Source organism: Chryseobacillus diguaensis (genome assembly GCF_049220665.1).
Lineage (GTDB): Bacteria > Bacillota > Bacilli > Bacillales > Bacillaceae > Metabacillus_B.
The window spans coordinates 1-19,842 of the sequence record NZ_JBMKNV010000014.1; the positions used below are offsets into that span (position 1 = coordinate 1).

Consider the following 19,842-nt stretch of genomic DNA (forward strand, 5'->3'; position numbering starts at 1 on the left):
TGGGAATCTGGAAAAATGGCATAAAAGTATCCAAGGAAGAGGTCTGTAAAGCATTAAATTACTTAAAAATGAACAAAAAGGCATACGGATAGAGACATCCGAATGCCTTTTGTCTACAAACTGAAAGCCTGCAGAGCAGGCTTTTTTTCTATGCAATTATTTAATGATCAATGTCCTAAAAATAAGAAAGCGCAGATGATGCCTGTAGTAATGAGACCGTCAATAAACAGAAATTCTACTCTGCTTGTATTTGAGAAAAATTCTTCCCATTCCTCGCTGCTAAGCTGTTTATACTTCTCTCTCATAGTCATCCTCTTTCGCTGTGTGAATTTATCCTGCTATGGCAGTACATTTCCTGCTTTTGGTGCAGGGAATTCATTTTATTTGAGCAGAAACTACTTTTATTATTCTATTCAAGAAAGGTTAAATATTGTGAAGAATAATTTTGATGTACGGAGGAATCCAATTTTCCCATTCGCAGATAGGACTTTGAAATAAAACGTGTCTTTTCTTCTCAGTATTAACACTTTTTCCGATTTTAATAATCGTGTACAATAAAAAGATGTCAAGAACGGAAAGGCAGTGAAGACTATGAAGCAATACTTAGAACTATGCAGACATATTTTAGAAACAGGCAATAAAAAAGAAGACCGGACAGGCACAGGGACGATCAGTACGTTCGGTTATCAGATGAGGTTCAATTTGGAAGAGGGCTTTCCATTAATTACAACGAAAAAGCTTCATTTAAAGTCAATCATTCATGAATTATTGTGGTTTCTGGCAGGGGATACAAATGTAAAATATCTTCAGGACAACGGAGTAAGAATCTGGAATGAATGGGCTGATGAAAATGGAGAACTGGGTCCCGTATACGGCTATCAATGGAGATCTTGGCAGGGGGCAAACGGAAAGACGATTGATCAAATTTCAGATGTTGTTGAGCAAATCAAAAAGAATCCTGATTCACGCCGCTTGATTGTCAGTGCATGGAATCCTGCTGATGTTGAGGATATGGCATTGCCGCCTTGCCACTGCCTGTTTCAATTTTATGTAGCTGACGGAAAGCTTTCCTGCCAGCTTTACCAGAGATCTGCTGACGTATTCCTTGGTGTTCCATTCAATATTGCGTCCTATGCGCTTCTGACCCTTATGATGGCACAGGCAACAGGGCTCAAACCTGGTGAGTTTGTTCATTCCTTTGGAGATGTTCATATTTACAGCAATCATTTGGAACAAGTCTCATTGCAGCTCTTGAGGAAGCCAAATCCATTGCCTGTGATGCATTTTAACCCAGATGTAAAATCAATTTTCGATTTTAAATACGAAGATTTTACTCTTGAAGGATATGAAGCTCATCCCCATATCAAAGGGAAGGTGAGTGTATGATTTCATTTTTGCTTGCCATGGACAAAAACAGGCTGATCGGAAAAGACAACGATTTGCCATGGCGGCTGCCTGCAGATCTTGCTTATTTTAAAAAAGTCACGATGGGGCATAAAATTGTTATGGGAAGAAAAACGTTTGAATCAATGGGAAGGCCGCTTCCTGGAAGAGATAATATCATTCTTACGAGAGATCCCTCATTTGAACAGGAGGGTGCGGAAGTGATTCACTCCGCAGAGGCGTTTCTAAAACAAGTCCAAGAATCAGAAGAAGAAATTTTTGTGATCGGCGGGGCTGAAATTTTTAAATGGTTTCTTCCTTACTGTGAAAGAATGTACATAACAGAGATCGGCGAAGAGTTTGAAGGAGATCGCTATTTTCCGGAGGTTGACGAGGGAGAATGGGAAGTGAATTCCAGGATTAAAGGAATTAAGGATGAAAAAAATCCTTATGATTATGAGTTTCTGATTTACAATCGAAAACAAACCAATTAAAAAAACAGGCGTTAAGCCTGTTTTTTGATTTTTCAATTTAAGCTGCAGGAGGAATATCCAGTACAAAATATAAAATGCAAAAGAACATGGACGCGCTGCCTGCCAATACAAAGCCATGCCAAATTGCATGATGAAACGGTATTTTTCTCCATACATAAAAGATAGAACCGACAGAATAAAGAATGCCGCCTAATAAAAGCAAAAGAAATCCATTCATGGAAAGTCCGTCATATAAAGGTTTGATTGCTACTAAAATTAACCACCCCATAAATAAATAGATCAGGGTTGAAATTATAATGAATTTTTTTACAAAGTAGACTTTGAAAATAATTCCGGCAATCGTAAGGCCCCAAATGATACCGAAAAGGGTCCAGCCGAGAGAACCTCTTAAAGGACCAAGCAAAAATGGGGTATAGGTTCCGGCAATCAAAAGATAAATGGCTGAATGATCAAGAATTTCAAAGATATTTTTCGCTTTTTGATGCTGGATGCTATGAAGCAATGTTGAAAATAAATACAGCAAAAGCATGGAAGCCCCAAAAATAGAAAAGCTTACAATATCCAGGGTATCGCCATATTTCACTGCATAAATGATAAGAAACACGAGAGCGGGAATGCTGAGAATGACTCCCAGACCATGCGTAATGGCGTTGACAATTTCTTCTTTTAGGGAATACTGCATCTTGATCACTCCTTTAGAGAATATCTAAATTAGTTTTTAAAGAATATAGAAAATCTATTCCTTCAGAGGTTATTTTTGTTCCTGCACGGCCTCTGCCTTTAGTGACATATTGGTGTTTTTCCAAAAAATCGAGCCTGTGTCTCACCTGCTGATTCGTTAAATTGTTTTTGGATTCTTTGCTTTTTTCCGCAATAATTCTGCGGCTTGCAGGTTCTCCTTCTTCATTGCAGTTTTTAATGGTTTCTAAAATAAATAAAAAGTCCCGTTTGTCCATTACAGTAAGCTTGTAACCGGCTGGCTCTTTCATTTTTTTATCTTTGCGGGGGATAGATGAAATTTTGGATGACGGCAAATCATGAAGCTGCATGCTTTTTCCGTCAAAAACAGTGAGCATATATTTAATCGTATTCTTTAACTCCCTAATGTTGCCGTTCCATTCCATATTCATTAAAGCGTCCATGACCGCTTCATCTATTCGGGCAATTTTTCCGCTTTGCCCGATAAAATGATTGACTAAAAGAGGGATATCGCTCTTGCGTTCTTTTAAATCGGGCAGATCTAGAGTCAAAACATTCATTCGATAAAACAGATCTGCTCGAAAAGCACCTTCTGCAACCTTTTGTGCTAACTGACAATTTGTCGCAGCAATCACTCTTGCATTTGCGGAAATGACTTTTTGGGCTCCGATCCTTCTGATCTCTTTTTCTTGCAGAACCCTGAGCAAAGATGTTTGAAGCTCTAATGGAATATCGCCAATCTCATCCAAAAAAATGGTGCCTCCCTCAGCCTGTTCAAAAATTCCTTTTTTTCCGCCCCTTTTGGCGCCGGTAAACGAACCTTCATCATATCCAAAAAGCTCGCTTTCAAGAAGGGAGGCGCTAAAAGCAGAGCAGTTTACTGCAACAAACGGCCCTTGACGCTGCAGGGACTCATTATGTATGGCCTGAGCAAACAATTCTTTTCCAGTCCCGGTAGCTCCCTGTATTAAGATTGGATGGGAGGATAATGCCAGTTTTTTTGCAATGTGTTTTGCATCAAGAAGCTTAGGGTGTTTCCCTATAATCATATCAAATGTATAGTTGGCAGCATATCCGCTGTTAGCACTTTCCTTTCTTGCCGCTTGTTCCACTTCCATAGCCGGATGGCCCCTCTTAAAAGTGGCGATAATACCTTCGCCGTCAGGGAAAAAGGATCTGTGAAGGACAAATTCAGCATCGTTGATTGAAAAATACTTTTTTTCCTCAGGACCTTCTTGAATAAATTGAAGCACATGTTTCGGCAAAAAATGTTTTGCAGTCAGGTTTTTCTTTGCATACTGTTCTAATTGAAAGAAATCAGAAAGCTGTTTATTTATTAGAATGATTTCACTTTCATCGTTCAGCGCCAATATCCCATCATCAAGATTGTTCACAATTTTGGCTAATTGGCTGCCGATTTTTTCTCCTTGGATTTCGGCTTTGTGCAGTTTTTGAAATACTTTAATTAGGTTTTTGGCATAACGGGAGGATATTATACTTAATTGTTCATGTAACCCCAAAATTTCAGAGAGTTTAAGAATGGTCGTAATGTCAATCAGACGAACGCCTATGTCAACAATTTTGTGAATATAGGACGGTACGCAGGATTCTTCGCCTGGAGTTATGGCTGTCTCAATGTCATCATGATGGTGATCCCCAAAGTCGAAGGGAACGTACGTGAGCTGATTTAGGCCAAGCTCCTTTAATAGTTCGATAAGTTCAGCAGCAGATTCATTATGATCGTTTACAACCAGAACTTTTTCACGGGCTCTCAGCTGCAGCAGTTTTTCAATATAGTCATGATGCAGGGTTCTGCTGGCTGTTAAAACATGCGAACAATTGGCTGATTTAGAGCCGTAATCCTGTTTTAATCTATCGGAAGAATAAACAGCCAAATCTGTTTGAATCATTGGAAAGTCAATTTCATCTGCCGCAATGCTGGTAATATGGACAAGACCCTGAAAAAGGGAATCCAGCTGTGCGTGCAATGCCTGTCTCGTCTTATTGTTTCCGGTTATGAGAGTTATTGATTTATTGGGCATATATGAGCTCCTCTTTTCATTAAGTTAATCATAACACCCAATTGCAACTTATTGAAACCAATTTAAATAAATTATTTGAAAATTTACATTTCCTGATTCAGTTTTTTTATTAGGCTCTTTTCTTAAACTTTGTAGTTTTTTCATCTATTTTAGTGATTATAAAGCAAGGATACAAATCCAAGATAATCATTCTTCCTTGCTGTTAAATACTTGACCGCTTATATTTGCTTTTCGAATCGTAAAAATGCCATTATCTTGTCAGCTTACGATGCATGGATAGGCACCTTGATTACTTTATAAAATAAATTCCATAATGATCGCTTTCTTGGCTTTTTGTGAATGAATGGTATTATTACCCGGCTGGATAAGGAGATTTTATGATAAATTATCAATAAATAACTGTTAATTTAAAATATTCATGATATAATGGCAAATCATAAACACTGATGAAGGAAGGGTATGGCCATGAAACCTCTGACAACAGCAAAAACCTACATAGAAGTAGAAGAGATCATTCGAGCGCATCACATTTTGAAAGAAGTAGCATTGCATACCCCCTTGCAGAAAAACAAGCGTTTATCTGACAAGTATGAATGCAATATTTATTTGAAAAGGGAGGACCTGCAAATTGTCCGTTCCTTTAAAATAAGAGGGGCTTATTACAAAATGAAGTCTCTTGAGAAAGAAAAGACCGAGAACGGAATTGTCTGTGCCAGTGCAGGCAATCATGCACAAGGTGTTGCATACTCCTGTAAAAATTTAAAAATTCACGGTAAAATTTTTATGCCTACTACAACACCTCGCCAAAAAGTTTCTCAAGTAGAGCTTTTCGGGGAAGAATACGCAGAAATCATCTTGTATGGTGATACGTTTGATGATGCATATAATGAGGCGGTTAAATGTCAGGAAGCAGAAGGAAGAACGTTTATTCATCCATTTGATGACCCGTTAGTCATCTCAGGGCAAGGAACAGTTGCAGTTGAAGTGATGAATGATATGGACGTTCCTGTGGATCTCATGTTTGCTGCTGTGGGAGGAGGGGGACTGATTTCAGGGCTTGGAACTTATGTAAAAGCCGTTTCTCCAGAAACGAAACTGATTGGTGCAGAGCCGGAAGGTGCAGCTTCATTCGCTGAAGCAAGGAAAGCAGGAGAAATTGTCACTCTTTCAGATATTGATAAGTTTGTTGATGGAGCGGCTGTGCAAAAAGTCGGCGAGCTTCCTTTCGAAATAGGGAAAGAAGTTTTGGATGAAGTAGTGCTTGTACCAGAAGGAAAGGTTTGTTCCGCAATTATAAATTTATACAATGAAAATGCCATTGTAGCTGAGCCTGCCGGGGCACTCCCGATAGCCGCCCTTGATTTTTACAAAGAAGAAATCAAAGGAAAAAACGTTGTTTGTATCATTAGCGGCGGCAATAATGACATAGGCAGAATGCAGGAAATTAAAGAACGCTCAATGATTTATGAAGGGCTGCAGCATTATTTCATAGTAAACTTCCCTCAAAGAGCAGGAGCACTTAGGGAGTTCTTGGATGAGGTTCTTGGACCTGATGATGATATTACCCGTTTTGAATATACAAAGAAAAATAATAAAGAAAATGGACCAGCTCTTGTTGGAATTGAACTGAAGAATAAAAGTGATTACGAGCCGCTCATATTAAGGCTTGAAAATAAAGGTTTTCATTATATTGAAGTCAATAAAGACAAGGATCTGTTTCATTTGCTGATTTAGTTTCCGTTAAAACGGCTCTATCGCTTCAATCTTTATCTTGATGCATGTTCTTGGCACCTGCGAATAACCATGATCGCCGTCTAGAACAACCTTATTAAAAAAATTTATATAGAACGGTATAAATAGACAGACTTCGTCATAAGCTTGAGTTATAATAAAGAAAACGGTGGAAAAAGAGGATTGATATCTTGTTATTCAAAAGCCTGGAGTTCAAACGCAAGGATGGACAGAAGGTAAAAGTCATGGAAATTCCTGTACTGGAGGAAGATAACAATTATCGCTTTATTGTGAATGTCAGGCTGCAAACCTATCTGACAGCTTTGTACAATGAATCTAGTGCAAAGTGTGTTCATTCATTTAGGGAGCACCTGAAAAAAGCCATTAAATGGCGTGATTATGAAGCGATTTTTCAATCTGATATTTTAAAACATAACGCTTGATGGGGGAGACCTTAAAAGGTCTCTTTTTTTTGCCGTTTTAAGCTGCAATAGAGTTTATGATGGTATTTTTTGCCGTTTTTTTAAAGTCTGCAAGAAAGTTTGTCCATTGCGGGCAAGGGATGAATGTCATATGATGATGAAATCTCAAAACCGCTATCCTTTATTTTGCAGAAAAGACTGTAATAAAGATTGAAACTGTCTGAACAATCGGTATAATACTTGTTAGCTTGATAAAATAGGATGTGAAGCATTTGCAGAAGGTTAAAATTGTGACAGACTCAACTATGGATTTAAACGAAGATGATATTGAGAAATATAAGATTGAAGTTGTTCCTCTGACTCTTTGTATAGATGGAAATCTATATGCAGACAGGATTGATATAAGCCCTTCAGAATTTATTGAACGGATGGAGAAGGCAAGCGAGCTGCCGAAAAGCTCGCAGCCTCCTGCTGGCGAATTTGCAGAGCTTTATAATAGACTGCTAGAGGAAGGCTTTCAGGTTATTTCTATTCATATGACAGGCGGAATGAGCGGAACTGTAAACTCCGCTCAAACGGCAGCAGGGATGACAGATGGAGATGTCACAGTTGTGGATTCAAGATTTATTTCTAAAGCTCTTGGCTTTCAGGTACTGGAAGCAGCCAAAATGGCGGAAGAAGGGGCTGCAAAGGAAGAAATTCTTGCAAGAATTGATGAAATTCGAAAAGCGAGCACCCTCTATGTAACGGTAGATACACTGGACAATCTTCTTAAAGGCGGCCGAATCGGCAAAGGAAAAGCGATGATTGGCTCGCTTTTGAATATCAAGCCAATAGCAAGCCTGGAAGATGGGGTTTACACACCTATCACGAAAGTTCGAAGCCAAGCTCAAATTGTTAAATTCCTGACAAAGCAATTTGCTGAAGATATAAAAGGGAAGACTGCCAAAGCGATTGGCATTGCTCATGCTGACGCTATCGAATTGGCAACAACTCTAAAAAACTCCATTTTGCAAGTATGTCCTGGTGTAAATATCGATATTTCCTACACAACCCCGGTTATTTCAACTCATACAGGGAGGGGAGCCATCGGTTTTATGTTTTACGCCGAATAACTCCATAAAGGGTATGGACTGAAAGAGAAATCTTCAGGCCATACTCTTTTTTTATTTCCGATTATCTTTAAGAAAGCTCTTTTCTTAAACATTGTTGCTTTCTCATCTATATTAGATGATCACTGACCAATATACAGCTGCGAATTTTAAGAAAAGATGCCACGGAGTAAGTCTCTTTGCGTGTTCTAAGAAATGACGAATAGCAACAATCTATGCGAAAACAGCCTCAAGAAAAGTTGAATAGCATAACTTACCATTAAAGGTCGCTGCCTATATTATTCTCTTTATCTTAAGACTCTTTTTTTCTGTAAGGCTAGAAAAGAGGGCAGCAGAATACATATAGTGAGTAAGTGGATTTGTTAGAAGGGTGGGAGAATCATAAAAAATATTCTCATCTTTGCTGATTTTGGAATTGATGACATCGCTGCAGTGATCTATGCTCTTTATGCATCAGAAATTAACATTATTGGGATCGTAGCTGATTATGGGAATGTTTCAAGGGAAAATGCGGGGAAAAATGCTGAGTATCTTAAAGAGGTTTCAGGAAGGTTTGATATTCCTGTAATCGGGGGAGCGGAGAGATCTTTAACAGGAGAAAAACCAGTTTATTATCCTGACATACATGGTAAAGCAGGGTTTGGGCCAATCACCCCTCAAGTAAAGAACGGAGCACAGTTTTTTGAAAACTTTTATGAAATTACGAACTTGATAAAAAAATACGAAAACAATTTAACAATTGTCAATATAGGAAGACTCTCCTCCTTAGCAACAGCCTACATTTTATATCCTTCCATTCTTGCTCGTGTGAAAGATATTTTTATCATGGGAGGGGCATTTCTTTATCCAGGAAATATTACCCCATCTGCAGAAGCAAATTTCTACAGTGATCCTTATGCTGCAAATCTCGTTCTGACATGTGCAGAGCACATCAGAATACTTCCCTTAAACGTAACAAATCAAGCTATTTTGCTTCAAGAGCAAATTGATTATCTGGACCGCTATTACAAGCAAAAGGGAGACCCTGTCGGACAGCTTCTGAAACCTCTTATCGATTATTATTACGGGTACTACAAGAAAATAATCCCGGATATAAAAGGAGGACCTCTTCATGATGTTCTCACCCTATGGGCAACAGTTAATGAAGAGTATTTCTCATTTATAGAAAGGCCGGTTAAGGTAGTTGCAGAGGAAGGGGAAGCAAGAGGGCTCAGTATCGGAGACTTCAGACCTTATTATAAATTGGAAAAATACCCCATGCATCGGATAGCTGTTGGATTTAACTATGGGATGTTTTCAGAAAGTATTATGAACACGTTAATGAATGGCAAATCCTTTAAAACCTAGAGTTAAATATTATGTGAAACAAGCTATTTGCCTTTTCAATTGATCAGGCACATGTTAAAATTTTGGTGTTAAAGCTGAAAAAAGGTGATGTAAATGAAAAAATCCCTATATTCTTTCTATCTATCAGCTTCACTCATTCTTTTTTTATCAGGGGTGCTTTCTTCCTGTCAAAATGCAGGTGTTGCCAGTCCGCTGAATGATAAAGTGAGTGATTTTCATTTTACCAATCAGGATGGCAGGCCTTTTAGCAAGAGTGATTTAGATGGAAAGGTTTGGATTGCTGATTTTATATTTACCAGCTGCAAAACCATATGCCCGCCAATGACTGCGAACATGAGGATTCTTCAGCGAAAAGCGGAAGAAGAAAACATTCCATTAGAAATTGTATCCTTCAGTGTTGACCCGAATGTAGACACACCTGCTAAACTGAAACAATTTGGTGAAAAATTTCATTCATCTTTTAGTAACTGGGATTTTCTTACAGGCTATTCAGATAGTGATATTAGTGCACTTGCCCGGCAAAGTTTTAAAACAATTGTTAAAAAGCCTGTAAATGAAGATCAGGTTATTCATGGCACTTCCTTTTATCTGGTTGATCAGAAGGGCATGATTGTAAAAAACTATAGCGGTGCAGAAAAACCGCCTTTTAATGAGATGCTTTCAGATATTAAAAAACTTCAAAGGTAGGGCTGCTCATAAGAGTCCTGCCTTTTCTAATAACACTAAAGTTTTATGATTGGGATTCGTTATGTGTTATAGTGGGTATTTAAAAGACGGTTCGAGGTGATAAAATTGCTGAAAAAAATTGCGATCATCATTTCTGTCGTCTTGCTGCTTTCCGGGTGTGAAGGATTTTCCTTTAAGCATGCTGAACCTGCCGTAAAACCGGTACAAATTAAGAAAACAGAAAAGCCGCTGCAGCAATTTGAGCGCGGGGATGTCAGTATTGTCGGGATAGGAGATTCTTTGACTGCAGGGGTAGGAGATGACCAGAAAAAAGGTTATATTGGCTTTGTGCAGCAAAAACTGATAACAGATGAAAAATTGAAAAACGTAACGGTATCTAACTACGCTGTACTCGGATATCAGACAGATGACCTTATTAAAAGACTTAACAGGCCTGAAGTGATAACAGCCGTTAAAGGTGCAGATATTATTATGCTCTCGATCGGCGGAAATGACGTAATGAAGGTTGTAAAAAATAACTTTATTAATTTGACTTTTGAGCCTTTTCGAAAAGAACAAGTACAATACGAAAAGAAGTTGAAGGAGGTTCTTCAGACAATTAGGGAGCGTAATCCTCATGCGAAAATAATTTTTGTAGGACTTTATAATCCATTTAAATATGCTTTCCCGCAATTATCTGAAATCGATGTCATTATTAATGAATGGAATAATGGGGCAATGAGTCTTATTAATAACGATCCCAATGCTGATTTTGTTCCAATAGCAGACTTATACAGCGGCGGGAATGATAAAGACATTCTTTATAAAGATGCTTTTCATCCTAATGAAAAAGGATATTCCCTTATCGGACAAAGAGTATTTGATAAGCTTACAAAGCTGGAATTAACGAAGCCGGGCTATGAAGAAACACAAATTATTAGATAGGGTGACGGTTGTGAAGAAATGGAAAACAGCCTTTTTTATTCTGCTGATTCTTAATATTATAGTAGCGGCTTTCGTTATGGCCCTTCTGTTTCTTCCAGGAAGAAATGATCAGCAATCTGTACAGGATATGAAAGGTTCTAATACTGCAGAGCTTACTGTTGGCTCTAACAAGGAAAATTTAAATAAAATGATCAATCATTATCTCAGGCAGGAGGCAAATGCTGATCAATTGCATTATAAAGTTGTGCTTGATGATAAAGTGTATCTGCTTGGAAAAATGAAAGTTTTCAATAAAGAAATTGATGCGAAAATTACACTTGAGCCAACGGTTAAGAAAGATGGGAATATGAGATTAAAAGTGGAGGATTTATCACTTGGACAGCTCGATATTCCTGCTTATATCGTTTTAAATTACATTAATAATTCTTACTCACTTCCAGATTTCGTTTATATTGATGAAAAAAATAAAACAATTGATGTAGCATTAACCGAAATTAAATTGAAAAGTAATCTTAGAGCAAAAGCCGAGCGCTTTGATCTGAAGAAAGACAATATTCGTTTCAGACTGTTTGTCCCTCTTACAGATGATAAGCAAAATACATCTTTTTCATTTTAAAACCAAATAGCAAAGGCTGTCCTTCATAATGGGGACAGCCTCTTTTGGGCAGGGGAATATACCATATAAAAACTTAAAATAAAAAAGCTCCTAGCCTCTCGCCAAAACTGCTTCAAGAGGCGGGTTGCCGTTTGCAAGACCAACAGCAAAAATCGTATAAGCGGTATCCGAACGAAGCTGTACTTTAGGAACCGGCAATACTACTGTCTGCGTGCCGGCAAGCCTAACTTCAAGATCAATTCTTCCAGCTGGAACCGTTATATATTTTGTAGCGGTCATATAGGAAACATTCGGAAATAAAATATCCCCGTCTTTAACAGCAACATCCACTGCTGGAGCGTCAGGAGATAGATGGACGAATTTAACCTTCGTTTCCCCTGCTGATACAAAAGGCTTATCTACAATTGGAAACAGCTTTAGCCGTGAAACTGGCCCTGCAGCGGTAAAGGTATAAGTTACTCCAGGCATAAAGAGCAAAGTTTCTGATAAAACAGGAGAGGTCGTGCTGCCTGTTGGGTAAATATCCAATCGGTATTGACCGGCAGGCAAATGCATAAATTCGCTGATTTCTTTATACTTCAAATTCCGAAGAGCAAGATTGCCATTTAAATACACATCCACTGCAGGTGCATCGGGTGAAGCATGGAAAACCCTTGCTGATGTCATACCAGAATTCATCTGATAAGGCACCCTTGAGCCAGCTTGGGACTGAATAGCCTGCTGCAGGGCTTTTAAATGCATCTGATAATACATAACATGCTTATTAGGATCTGAATATTTATAATAACAGGCATACATATCATACATAAGGGCTTGATAGACGTATTCATTTATTTCCGGATTCGGCATTCTATGCACTCCCATTCTTTTTTTCATCCCTCATACCATATGAAGGGAGCTGGGTGGATGTCACAGTTTTTATAAAAGGCTCTGTTCTTAAACTTTGTTGCATGACACTATATTTAGTTCTCGAAACCATTGGTATGGCAAAAACTTTAAGAAAAGATGCCCCGATGCTAGTTTAAATGCGTGATAACAGCATGTACGAAAAACAACAATCTCTGCGAAAACAGCCTCTCAAAAAATCAAATGATAATAATATTATGTAAACAAAAATAAAGAGGAGTGAAACAGCCATTATACAAAATGAAAGAAGATATATCTCTCTATTTGCTGTTCGTCTTAAAGTATTGAAATCTCTGCTGAATTCTTACTCTTAAAAAGTGCTACGGGGCATTTAGATTGGGTTTCTTTTTTAAAGACAGGTTTGATGGAGACTGAATTGGGAAAAACATATAGAAGGATGCTAAGGAGGGACAATATGAATTATTATGAGTATACGCACGGCGACAAAATGATTGGTTACATAGATGAGGGAGTCGGTGATACCATTGTTCTCCTTCACGGTTTTTGCGGCAGCCACGAATATTTTAAATACCTTATTCCTCTCCTGTCGGAAAAACACCGTGTGCTGGCATTTGACCTAAGAGGGCATGGAGGTACTACAACGACGGACGAACCTTATGGTGTAGAGGATATGGCAGAGGATATTCACGAAGTGCTGAAAGATTTAAAAATTGACCATGCTTCTATTTTTGGCCACTCGCTAGGGGGATATGTGACTCTTGCATTTGCTGAAAAATACCCGAAGATGATCGCCTCTTTCGGTCTTCTTCATTCAACTGCATTTCCTGACACGGAAGAAGGGAAAGCAAAACGTGATGCTGGAAAAGAAAAAATTGAAAAGGAAGGAATAAAGCCCTTTATCGATGAACTTGTTCCGAATCTGTTTGCCCCTCAAAATATGGAAATGAGGACTGCTGAAATAGAGTTTGTAAAGCATCTCGGTTATCATACATCTAAAGCAGGAGCAACTGGAGCTCTTTTTGCAATGAAAAACAGACCGGACAGAAATAAGGTTATAAAAGATGCAAAAGTGCCCGTCTTGCTGCTGGCAGGAAATTCAGATCAAATTGCCCCTTTGCAAAAGTCCTTTTCTCAGGAAGGAAATCATATAAAACAAGTCATTCTGGAAGATAGCGGGCACATGGGAATGCTCGAAAAACCGGAGGAAACTGCGAAGTCAATACTCGAATTTATTGAGAATCATGTCAATGTTAAGGCTGATGAATAAAAAAGCATGCAAAAACACTGTCCTCTGTAAAAATCTGTTTTAATTAGGCTCTTTTCTTAAACTTTGTTGCTTCTCACTCGAAATTTCAGTTGCACGACCCTTGATTTGGGAGGAACTTTAAGAAAAGATGCTCCGAAAGCAAGTCAAAATGCGTGATAGAAGCATTTACCAATAACAACAACCTTTGCGAAAACAGCCTTTCTCTCGCCTAAATAAATGAATTTTAAGCAAACAATTATACACCTGCTCATTTTAAGAAAAGATGCCACGAAGCTTATCTTGATGCGTTTTCTAAACATATACAAGCAGCAACAATCTTTGCGAAAACAGCTTTTAATTAATTCAGACAAGAGGATGAGACTTTGCAAATTTTAAAAACGGAAATTCATCTTCAACAAGGCCGCAAGCACCGCACTGCACTCTTTTATCCGTTCCTGTATAGGCTGCATGAAAAGGGCCGGCTTCATCTGAATCGTATTGGCTAACGAGAGATCCTGTTTTAGGATCCAGCTTTACAGCCTGAGGATGCTGTTCCATAATATTAAAACGGGTACGATTCGTTTTGCAATTGGGACATAAATAAGGAGCTGTCATGAATTTAGTACCTCCCGAGTTTTTTCTAATAGTATCTGAATAACGCAAATAATTATGTATAAGCCTTACATGTCTATCGTAATGCCTCACTGAAGGAATAAAAAAAGAGACCTATTCCTCAAAACTTGAACAGGTCTCTTTTAAATGAATAAAAAAAGCCGATCGGCTTTTTTAACTGGTATTTTACCCGCTTTCGAAAAGCATCACCTTCGCCAAATAAACCCTTAGGCAAGTTTTAAGAATGGTCCATTTTACGGAACAATTCTATTAGCGTTTTCATTTGCTCTTCTGAATAACAGTCAAACCGTTTAAATAAATATTCCGTCTTTTTTTCTTGAAATTCCTGCAGTTTTTCTTTTCCTGACTCTGTTATTGCGATTTCTATAATCCTTCTGTCACTTACAGAACGTTCCCTAGTAATGAAATCTTTCTCTAAGAGAGAGTCGCTCATTGCAGTAATGTGGCTTGCTGAAACTTCCAAGTATTTAGAGAGAGAGGAGGATTTTTGAGGTCCATTTTCTTGCAGGGTTTTTAAAATGTAAAATTCATTTCGAGTCATTTCGTGGTTGAGCAACTTGTTAATTTCAAGACGAAGCTGACGAAAAACATTTCGAAGCAGCGCTTCCATTTCATACATCATTTCTTTTCGGTTTTCCAAATCAATTCCTCCATGCAAAAAATTCATCTGGCACGTTTTTCAGCTTCTATGCAGAAAGAAGGTGAAGAGTTACTGGTTAAAAATGAGCAAATAGCATTTATAAAATTTACGTTCATTAATTAACTAAGTGAACTATTTCTTAGCTTAAATAAAATTTGAGTGTCTGTCAAGATAAATTGCTTGCTGAGCCTAATTCTTTGAAACAGGAAGGGAAATGATATAATAAAGGGAAAGAAAAGTCGGGAGGAAGCAAATAATGGAAAACATAGGAACAGAACTAGCAACGTTCGCTGGAGGATGTTTTTGGTGCATGGTCCAGCCATTTGATAAAATGCCAGGAATTCAAAAAGTAACTTCCGGCTATACAGGCGGAACTACTGAAAATCCTACTTATGAAGAAGTTTGTTCTAATCGGACAGGACATTATGAAGCAGTTCAAATCAGCTTTGATCCTGAAAAATTCCCTTATGAAAGGTTACTTGACCTATTTTGGCAGCAAATAGATCCGACTGATGCGGGGGGCCAGTTTTTTGATAGAGGGGATTCATACAGAACAGCGATATTTTATCATAATGAGGTCCAGAAAAACCTTGCAGAGGAATCAAAAAAAGCTTTGCAAGACAGCGGGAAGTTTCAAAAATCAATTGTAACCGAAATACTGCCGGCATCCGCTTTTTATCCGGCTGAAGAGTATCATCAGGACTATTATAAAAAGAATGCCGCTCATTATAATCGGTACAAAAAAGGTTCTGGCAGAGAACAATTTATTAATGAAAACTGGAAAAAAGAAAAGGCAGAAGACTTGAGAAAAAAACTGACTCCTATGCAATATAGTGTAACACAGGAAAACGGAACAGAGCCTCCATTTCATAATGAATTCTGGAATTGGGAAGAAGAAGGCATCTATGTTGATATTGTATCTGGAAAACCGCTGTTCAGTTCTACGGATAAATACGATGCAGGGTGCGGATGGCCAAGCTTTACAAAAACGATTGAAGATCATGAAGTAGAAGAAAAGATGGACTTTTCACATGGAATGGTCCGCACTGAGGTTAGAAGCAAAACGGCTGATTCACATCTTGGACATTTGTTCAACGATGGGCCTGGCCCGAACGGTTTGAGATATTGCATCAATTCTGCAGCACTTCGTTTTGTTCCTAAAAAAGATTTAGAAAAAGAAGGTCTTGAGAAATATAGTCATTTATTTCAGTAATAGTAGTCCCTTATAAGCTTGCTTATAAGGGGTTTTTGTTTTGGTGCTTTGTTGCAGTGATGCATCCGCCTGTTAAGGTTGCAGCCAAAGCTCCAAGATTAAAGCTTCCTGATAAGCTGCTGTCTTGTACTGCCCCAGTATATTAACTCCAATATGTTTATTCGGCTTTTGAACGTGGATTTAAAAAAGAAATGAAGAAAGGCAAAAATGAAAAGAAGAAAGGGATTTCCCCTTCTTTCTTTTTTTCTTTATTTTCTGATGATTTTACCGTCTTTTATTGTTACATTGTAAGAAATGGACTGAAGATAGCGATCCATTTCTTTTTTGTAATGTGAGCTTACAGGACGAATGACATCCTTTGATATTTGAAAAGGCTTAAACGAAATAGAAGGCTGTTTGCCATCGAGCGTCAGTTTTAGCAGGCCCGTTTGAGCCGTTTTTCCTTTCACATAATCAGGGAAAAGGAAGTTTCCGAGAGAAAAGGCAACAGGTACGTATTTAACTGATCCAGTTTTTGATTTTTTTGGATAGTAGGTAAATCCCTGAAGCACATGAGGATGTGATCCAATAATTGCATCAACATCCGTTTCCTTAACAATTCTTTTTAAGTAATCCCACTCATACGCGGCAGGTTTTGAGGATTTTTCAACTCCCCAGTGAAGATAAAGCACAATGTAATCAGCATTCTTTTTTTCATTTTGTATGGCCTTAATCAGCGGGTCAAGCTGATAAGCTCCTGCAACTCCCGCCTTAGTTGAGGATTTAAAAGTAAACTATGAAGATGATGGAGCGAACCGTGTTGCAGCAATGAACTTAATGCGTTTTCCTTTAATGATGACAGTGCGGGCACTGAAGGCTTCTTTCATGGTCTTTCCTGCGCCCATATAAGATAGTCCCGCATTGTTAATTGATTTCATCGTATCAAGCAAGCCTTGCTGTCCATAGTCGAGGGCATGATTATTAGCAATGCTTATGAGATCGACCCCTGACTGTTTGATTCCTGAAAGAACGGAAGCAGGAGCTTTAAAATTATATCGCTGGCTCCTGTCCCTATAGGAGTCCGGAAGGTTTGTAATCGATGTTTCAAGGTTGAGTACGGCATAATCAGCACTCTGTAAATCTTTTTTTACATAACTGAAAGGATAAGCAGCGCCATGATTTTTTACGGCAGTGAGTGTAGATCCTGAAAATTGTGTATCTCCTCCAAAAACAATGGAAATAGGCTGTGTTTTTGAAGCTTGGACATATTTTGCTGTGCTTTTAATTGTTTTATTTGCCTGATCAGCATATGAGGTGCTCACTAGTGTACTTTCTCCTCCTGCTAAAACTGCAAGACAAATAAACATAAAACCTAATTTTTTGACCCCCATCATATTCTCCTCTTTTTCTATTATTTTCCAACATTATTAATGTATGATAAAACGAAAAAAACAAAGCCTTTTTTCGTAACAAAGGCTGTTTTCGCAAAGATTGTTGCTGTTCGTAAATGCTTTTATCACGCATTTTGACTGGCTTCGGGGCATCTTTTCTTAAGGCAGTTTTCGCAAAGATTGTTGTTATTCGTACGAGCAAAATCACTTTTATAGACTGGCTTCGGGGCATCTTTTCTTAAAATTTTTGATGAAATGAGGGTTTCAGTACTTAAATTAAGAGTTATTAGCAACAAAGTTTAAGAAAAGAGCCTTTCTTAAAGTTCCTGCCAATTCAAGGGTCGTGAAATATCTAGTGAGGAAGCAACAAAGCTTTAAGAAAAGATTCTTAATAAAAAGGCTCTGCAGGAGTTTCGCGTCTCCGTTCCAATCAACATGGTGTCAAAATCAGCATTCAGCTCTAACAGAGCTAATAAAAAAGAAATTTCATCAAAAAAGATGGGCATTCGCACAGTCAATACAACCTTACCCATACATAGGCTACAAGGAAAACATCAAGAGTTGATGGAGGGAAAATAAATGTACGGATATCATGGAGGTTGTGGCTACCCTTATGTAGGGGGCTGTGGTTACGGACACGGGTGTCATGGTTATGGCAATAGCTTTGTTTTAATTATTGTCTTGTTTATTTTGCTTATTATCATTGGAGCAGCTTATATTAACTAACCTTAGAGGCCGAATGGCCTCTCTTTTTATGTCTGCATAAAACACGAACATTAAAAATATTATAGGCTAAATAGTTCGTTAAAATAATTGACGCAAGCGCTATACTTTGTTATATTTACCAATGGATAAAGAAATTTGCTAACATAAGGTTCTTGAGCGGAGGGATTATCTTTGAAGAAAAGTTATGACGTTATTGTAGTAGGTGCAGGACCCGCCGGAATTTTCACATGTTATGAATTAACAAGAAAAATGCCGCATTCAAGCGTTTTGCTTATTGATAAAGGTCATGATATTTATCGCAGAAATTGCCCTATTCTTCAAAAGAAGATTGAGAAATGTCCTGCTCCGGCAGGTAAGAAAGATTTTTCGGGCTGTTTGCCGGCTTGCTCCATTACAAATGGTTTTGGCGGGGCAGGGGCTTATTCAGATGGAAAGTTTAATATTACAAGTGAATTCGGCGGGTGGATGACAGATTACTTGCCTGACAGCACAGTTATTGATTTAATCAAATATGTGGATGAAATCAATTTATCTCATGGTGCCACTGATACCATTACAGATCCTTTGACTGAGCATGTAAAGGATATTGAAAAAAGAGGATATGCTGCTGGCCTGAAGCTTTTGCGTGCTCAGGTGCGCCACTTGGGTACAGAGCAAAACCTTGAAATTATGAAAAGCATTTATGAATATTTAAACACCAAAATAGAGATGAGATTTAAAACAGAGGTATCTGACTTAATCACAGCGAAAGAAGAAGGCATTTATCATTCAAAAGGCGTCATCCTTTCAGATGGGGAAGAAATCCATGCAGAAAAAGTGGTCATTGTTCCAGGAAGGGACGGTTCCACATGGCTGGGTTCGATTTTGAAAAAAAGAAGGCTTAAAATGATCAATAACCAGGTTGATATCGGAGTTCGTGTTGAAACATCCGATATTGTTATGGAAGAGATCAATAAGCATTTATATGAAGGCAAATTCGTGTTTAATACTTCTGTTGGTACACGTGTCAGAACTTTCTGCAGCAATCCTTCTGGACATGTGGTTGTTGAAAATCACTCAGGCACGATGCTGGCGAACGGGCATGCTTATAAAGATCCTAAGCTTGGCTCAAACAATACGAATTTTGCGCTGCTTGTTTCCCATAAGTTTTCAGAGCCATTTGATAAACCAAACGAATATGCGCACGAAGTTTCAAAGCTTGCCAACAGCCTTTCAAGCGGGGGATTGATTGTCCAAAAATACGGGGACATCTTAAAAGGACGCAGATCAACAGAAAATCGTATAAAAGAAGGATTCATTGAACCAACTCTGAAGGAAGCTGTACCGGGAGACCTTGGTCTGGTTCTGCCTTATAACACAATGAAAAGCCTGATCGAAATGACAGAGGCACTTAACCAGGTGACCCCTGGCCTTGCATCAGAGCATACGCTGTTTTATGGAGTGGAAGCGAAATTTTACTCTGCAAGGCCAAAATTGAATGATAAATTTGAAACAGAAATCAGAGGATTATATGTAGGCGGAGACGGAGCAGGCATCACAAGGGGACTTGCCCAGGCAGGGGCATGCGGTGTTTGGATTGCAAGAGATATCGTTGAAAAAACTGCAGCAAAACCTCTGAAAGAAGAGGCCTTAGTTTAAGCCCGTGAACAATAATCGATTCAGATAAAAGCAGCAGCCCTGAAGTCATTTG

The 19,842-nt window shown here is 38.4% G+C and carries 19 protein-coding genes and 1 pseudogene; 13 read left to right on the forward strand and 7 right to left on the reverse strand.

From position 1 onward, the window contains the following. Positions 1 to 167 precede the first annotated feature (167 nt). On the reverse strand, positions 168 to 305 hold the full coding sequence (locus ACOT8F_RS17425) for a hypothetical protein (protein WP_421653189.1): 138 nt from the start codon (positions 303 to 305) through the stop codon (positions 168 to 170). 286 nt (positions 306 to 591) lie between these two features. Here ACOT8F_RS17425 and ACOT8F_RS17430 point away from each other — a divergent pair, with 286 nt between their 5' ends. Next, complete coding sequence (locus ACOT8F_RS17430; RefSeq protein WP_421653190.1) at positions 592 to 1,386, forward strand: thymidylate synthase; 795 nt, start codon at positions 592 to 594, stop codon at positions 1,384 to 1,386. Continuing rightward, positions 1,383 to 1,877: a dihydrofolate reductase gene (locus ACOT8F_RS17435; protein ID WP_421653191.1), complete on the forward strand. Its 495-nt coding sequence runs from the start codon at positions 1,383 to 1,385 to the stop codon at positions 1,875 to 1,877. The genes ACOT8F_RS17430 and ACOT8F_RS17435 overlap by 4 nt, the downstream gene beginning before the upstream one ends. A gap of 37 nt (positions 1,878 to 1,914) precedes the next feature. Here the strand turns inward: ACOT8F_RS17435 and trhA are convergent, their stop codons facing one another. Next, positions 1,915 to 2,559 carry a PAQR family membrane homeostasis protein TrhA gene (gene trhA / locus ACOT8F_RS17440; RefSeq protein WP_421653192.1) on the reverse strand — a complete coding sequence of 215 codons (645 nt, stop codon included), beginning with the start codon at positions 2,557 to 2,559 and terminating at the stop codon, positions 1,915 to 1,917. A 13-nt stretch (positions 2,560 to 2,572) separates the two neighbouring features. Then, positions 2,573 to 4,618: a sigma 54-interacting transcriptional regulator gene (locus ACOT8F_RS17445; RefSeq protein WP_421653193.1), complete on the reverse strand. Its 2,046-nt coding sequence runs from the start codon at positions 4,616 to 4,618 to the stop codon at positions 2,573 to 2,575. A 465-nt stretch (positions 4,619 to 5,083) separates the two neighbouring features. Between ACOT8F_RS17445 and ilvA the strand changes: the two genes are divergently transcribed. From ilvA to ACOT8F_RS17480, 7 genes are all read left to right on the forward strand, one after another. Then, on the forward strand, positions 5,084 to 6,352 hold the full coding sequence (ilvA, locus tag ACOT8F_RS17450; RefSeq protein WP_421653195.1) for a threonine ammonia-lyase IlvA: 1,269 nt from the start codon (positions 5,084 to 5,086) through the stop codon (positions 6,350 to 6,352). A 188-nt stretch (positions 6,353 to 6,540) separates the two neighbouring features. Further along, positions 6,541 to 6,792 (forward strand): DUF2535 family protein, encoded by a 252-nt coding sequence (locus ACOT8F_RS17455; protein ID WP_421653196.1) that lies wholly within the window; start codon positions 6,541 to 6,543, stop codon positions 6,790 to 6,792. Between the two features lie 251 nt (positions 6,793 to 7,043). Continuing rightward, on the forward strand, positions 7,044 to 7,886 hold the full coding sequence (locus ACOT8F_RS17460) for a DegV family protein (RefSeq protein ID WP_421653197.1): 843 nt from the start codon (positions 7,044 to 7,046) through the stop codon (positions 7,884 to 7,886). A gap of 393 nt (positions 7,887 to 8,279) precedes the next feature. Further along, complete coding sequence (locus tag ACOT8F_RS17465; RefSeq protein ID WP_421653288.1) at positions 8,280 to 9,230, forward strand: nucleoside hydrolase; 951 nt, start codon at positions 8,280 to 8,282, stop codon at positions 9,228 to 9,230. 93 nt (positions 9,231 to 9,323) lie between these two features. Further along, on the forward strand, positions 9,324 to 9,917 hold the full coding sequence (locus tag ACOT8F_RS17470) for an SCO family protein (RefSeq protein ID WP_421653198.1): 594 nt from the start codon (positions 9,324 to 9,326) through the stop codon (positions 9,915 to 9,917). Positions 9,918 to 10,022: 105 nt separating this feature from the next. Next, complete coding sequence (locus ACOT8F_RS17475; protein ID WP_421653199.1) at positions 10,023 to 10,841, forward strand: SGNH/GDSL hydrolase family protein; 819 nt, start codon at positions 10,023 to 10,025, stop codon at positions 10,839 to 10,841. Positions 10,842 to 10,851: 10 nt separating this feature from the next. Next, complete coding sequence (locus tag ACOT8F_RS17480) at positions 10,852 to 11,457, forward strand: YpmS family protein (protein WP_421653200.1); 606 nt, start codon at positions 10,852 to 10,854, stop codon at positions 11,455 to 11,457. Between the two features lie 90 nt (positions 11,458 to 11,547). On the opposite strand, the gene ACOT8F_RS17485 is transcribed toward ACOT8F_RS17480, so the two are convergent. Further along, entirely contained in the window at positions 11,548 to 12,306 is a 759-nt protein-coding gene (locus tag ACOT8F_RS17485) for a DUF4397 domain-containing protein (RefSeq protein ID WP_421653201.1), read from the reverse strand. A gap of 472 nt (positions 12,307 to 12,778) precedes the next feature. On the opposite strand from ACOT8F_RS17485, the gene ACOT8F_RS17490 reads away from it, so the two are divergent. Further along, positions 12,779 to 13,591, forward strand: a complete 813-nt coding sequence (locus ACOT8F_RS17490; protein WP_421653202.1) for an alpha/beta fold hydrolase — start codon at positions 12,779 to 12,781, stop codon at positions 13,589 to 13,591. Positions 13,592 to 13,933: 342 nt separating this feature from the next. Here the strand turns inward: ACOT8F_RS17490 and ACOT8F_RS17495 are convergent, their stop codons facing one another. Together ACOT8F_RS17495 and ACOT8F_RS17500 are read right to left on the reverse strand one after the other, a co-directional pair. Beyond that, a complete protein-coding gene (locus ACOT8F_RS17495) occupies positions 13,934 to 14,185 on the reverse strand; it encodes a DNA alkylation repair protein (protein WP_421653203.1) in 252 nt (83 codons plus the stop codon). 235 nt (positions 14,186 to 14,420) lie between these two features. Beyond that, complete coding sequence (locus ACOT8F_RS17500; protein ID WP_421653204.1) at positions 14,421 to 14,843, reverse strand: MarR family transcriptional regulator; 423 nt, start codon at positions 14,841 to 14,843, stop codon at positions 14,421 to 14,423. Positions 14,844 to 15,099: 256 nt separating this feature from the next. Between ACOT8F_RS17500 and msrA the strand changes: the two genes are divergently transcribed. Continuing rightward, positions 15,100 to 16,056, forward strand: coding sequence for a peptide-methionine (S)-S-oxide reductase MsrA (msrA, locus tag ACOT8F_RS17505; RefSeq protein WP_421653205.1), 957 nt, complete (start codon positions 15,100 to 15,102; stop codon positions 16,054 to 16,056). Positions 16,057 to 16,304: 248 nt separating this feature from the next. On the opposite strand, the pseudogene ACOT8F_RS17510 reads toward msrA, so the two are convergent. Next, positions 16,305 to 17,429, reverse strand: a pseudogene (locus ACOT8F_RS17510) (CapA family protein). Between the two features lie 576 nt (positions 17,430 to 18,005). On the opposite strand from ACOT8F_RS17510, the gene ACOT8F_RS17515 reads away from it, so the two are divergent. Both ACOT8F_RS17515 and ACOT8F_RS17520 read left to right on the forward strand, forming a co-directional pair. Continuing rightward, positions 18,006 to 18,152 (forward strand): YjcZ family sporulation protein, encoded by a 147-nt coding sequence (locus tag ACOT8F_RS17515; RefSeq protein WP_421653206.1) that lies wholly within the window; start codon positions 18,006 to 18,008, stop codon positions 18,150 to 18,152. Positions 18,153 to 18,323: 171 nt separating this feature from the next. After that, positions 18,324 to 19,790, forward strand: a complete 1,467-nt coding sequence (locus ACOT8F_RS17520) for an NAD(P)/FAD-dependent oxidoreductase (RefSeq protein ID WP_421653207.1) — start codon at positions 18,324 to 18,326, stop codon at positions 19,788 to 19,790. Positions 19,791 to 19,842 lie beyond the last annotated feature (52 nt).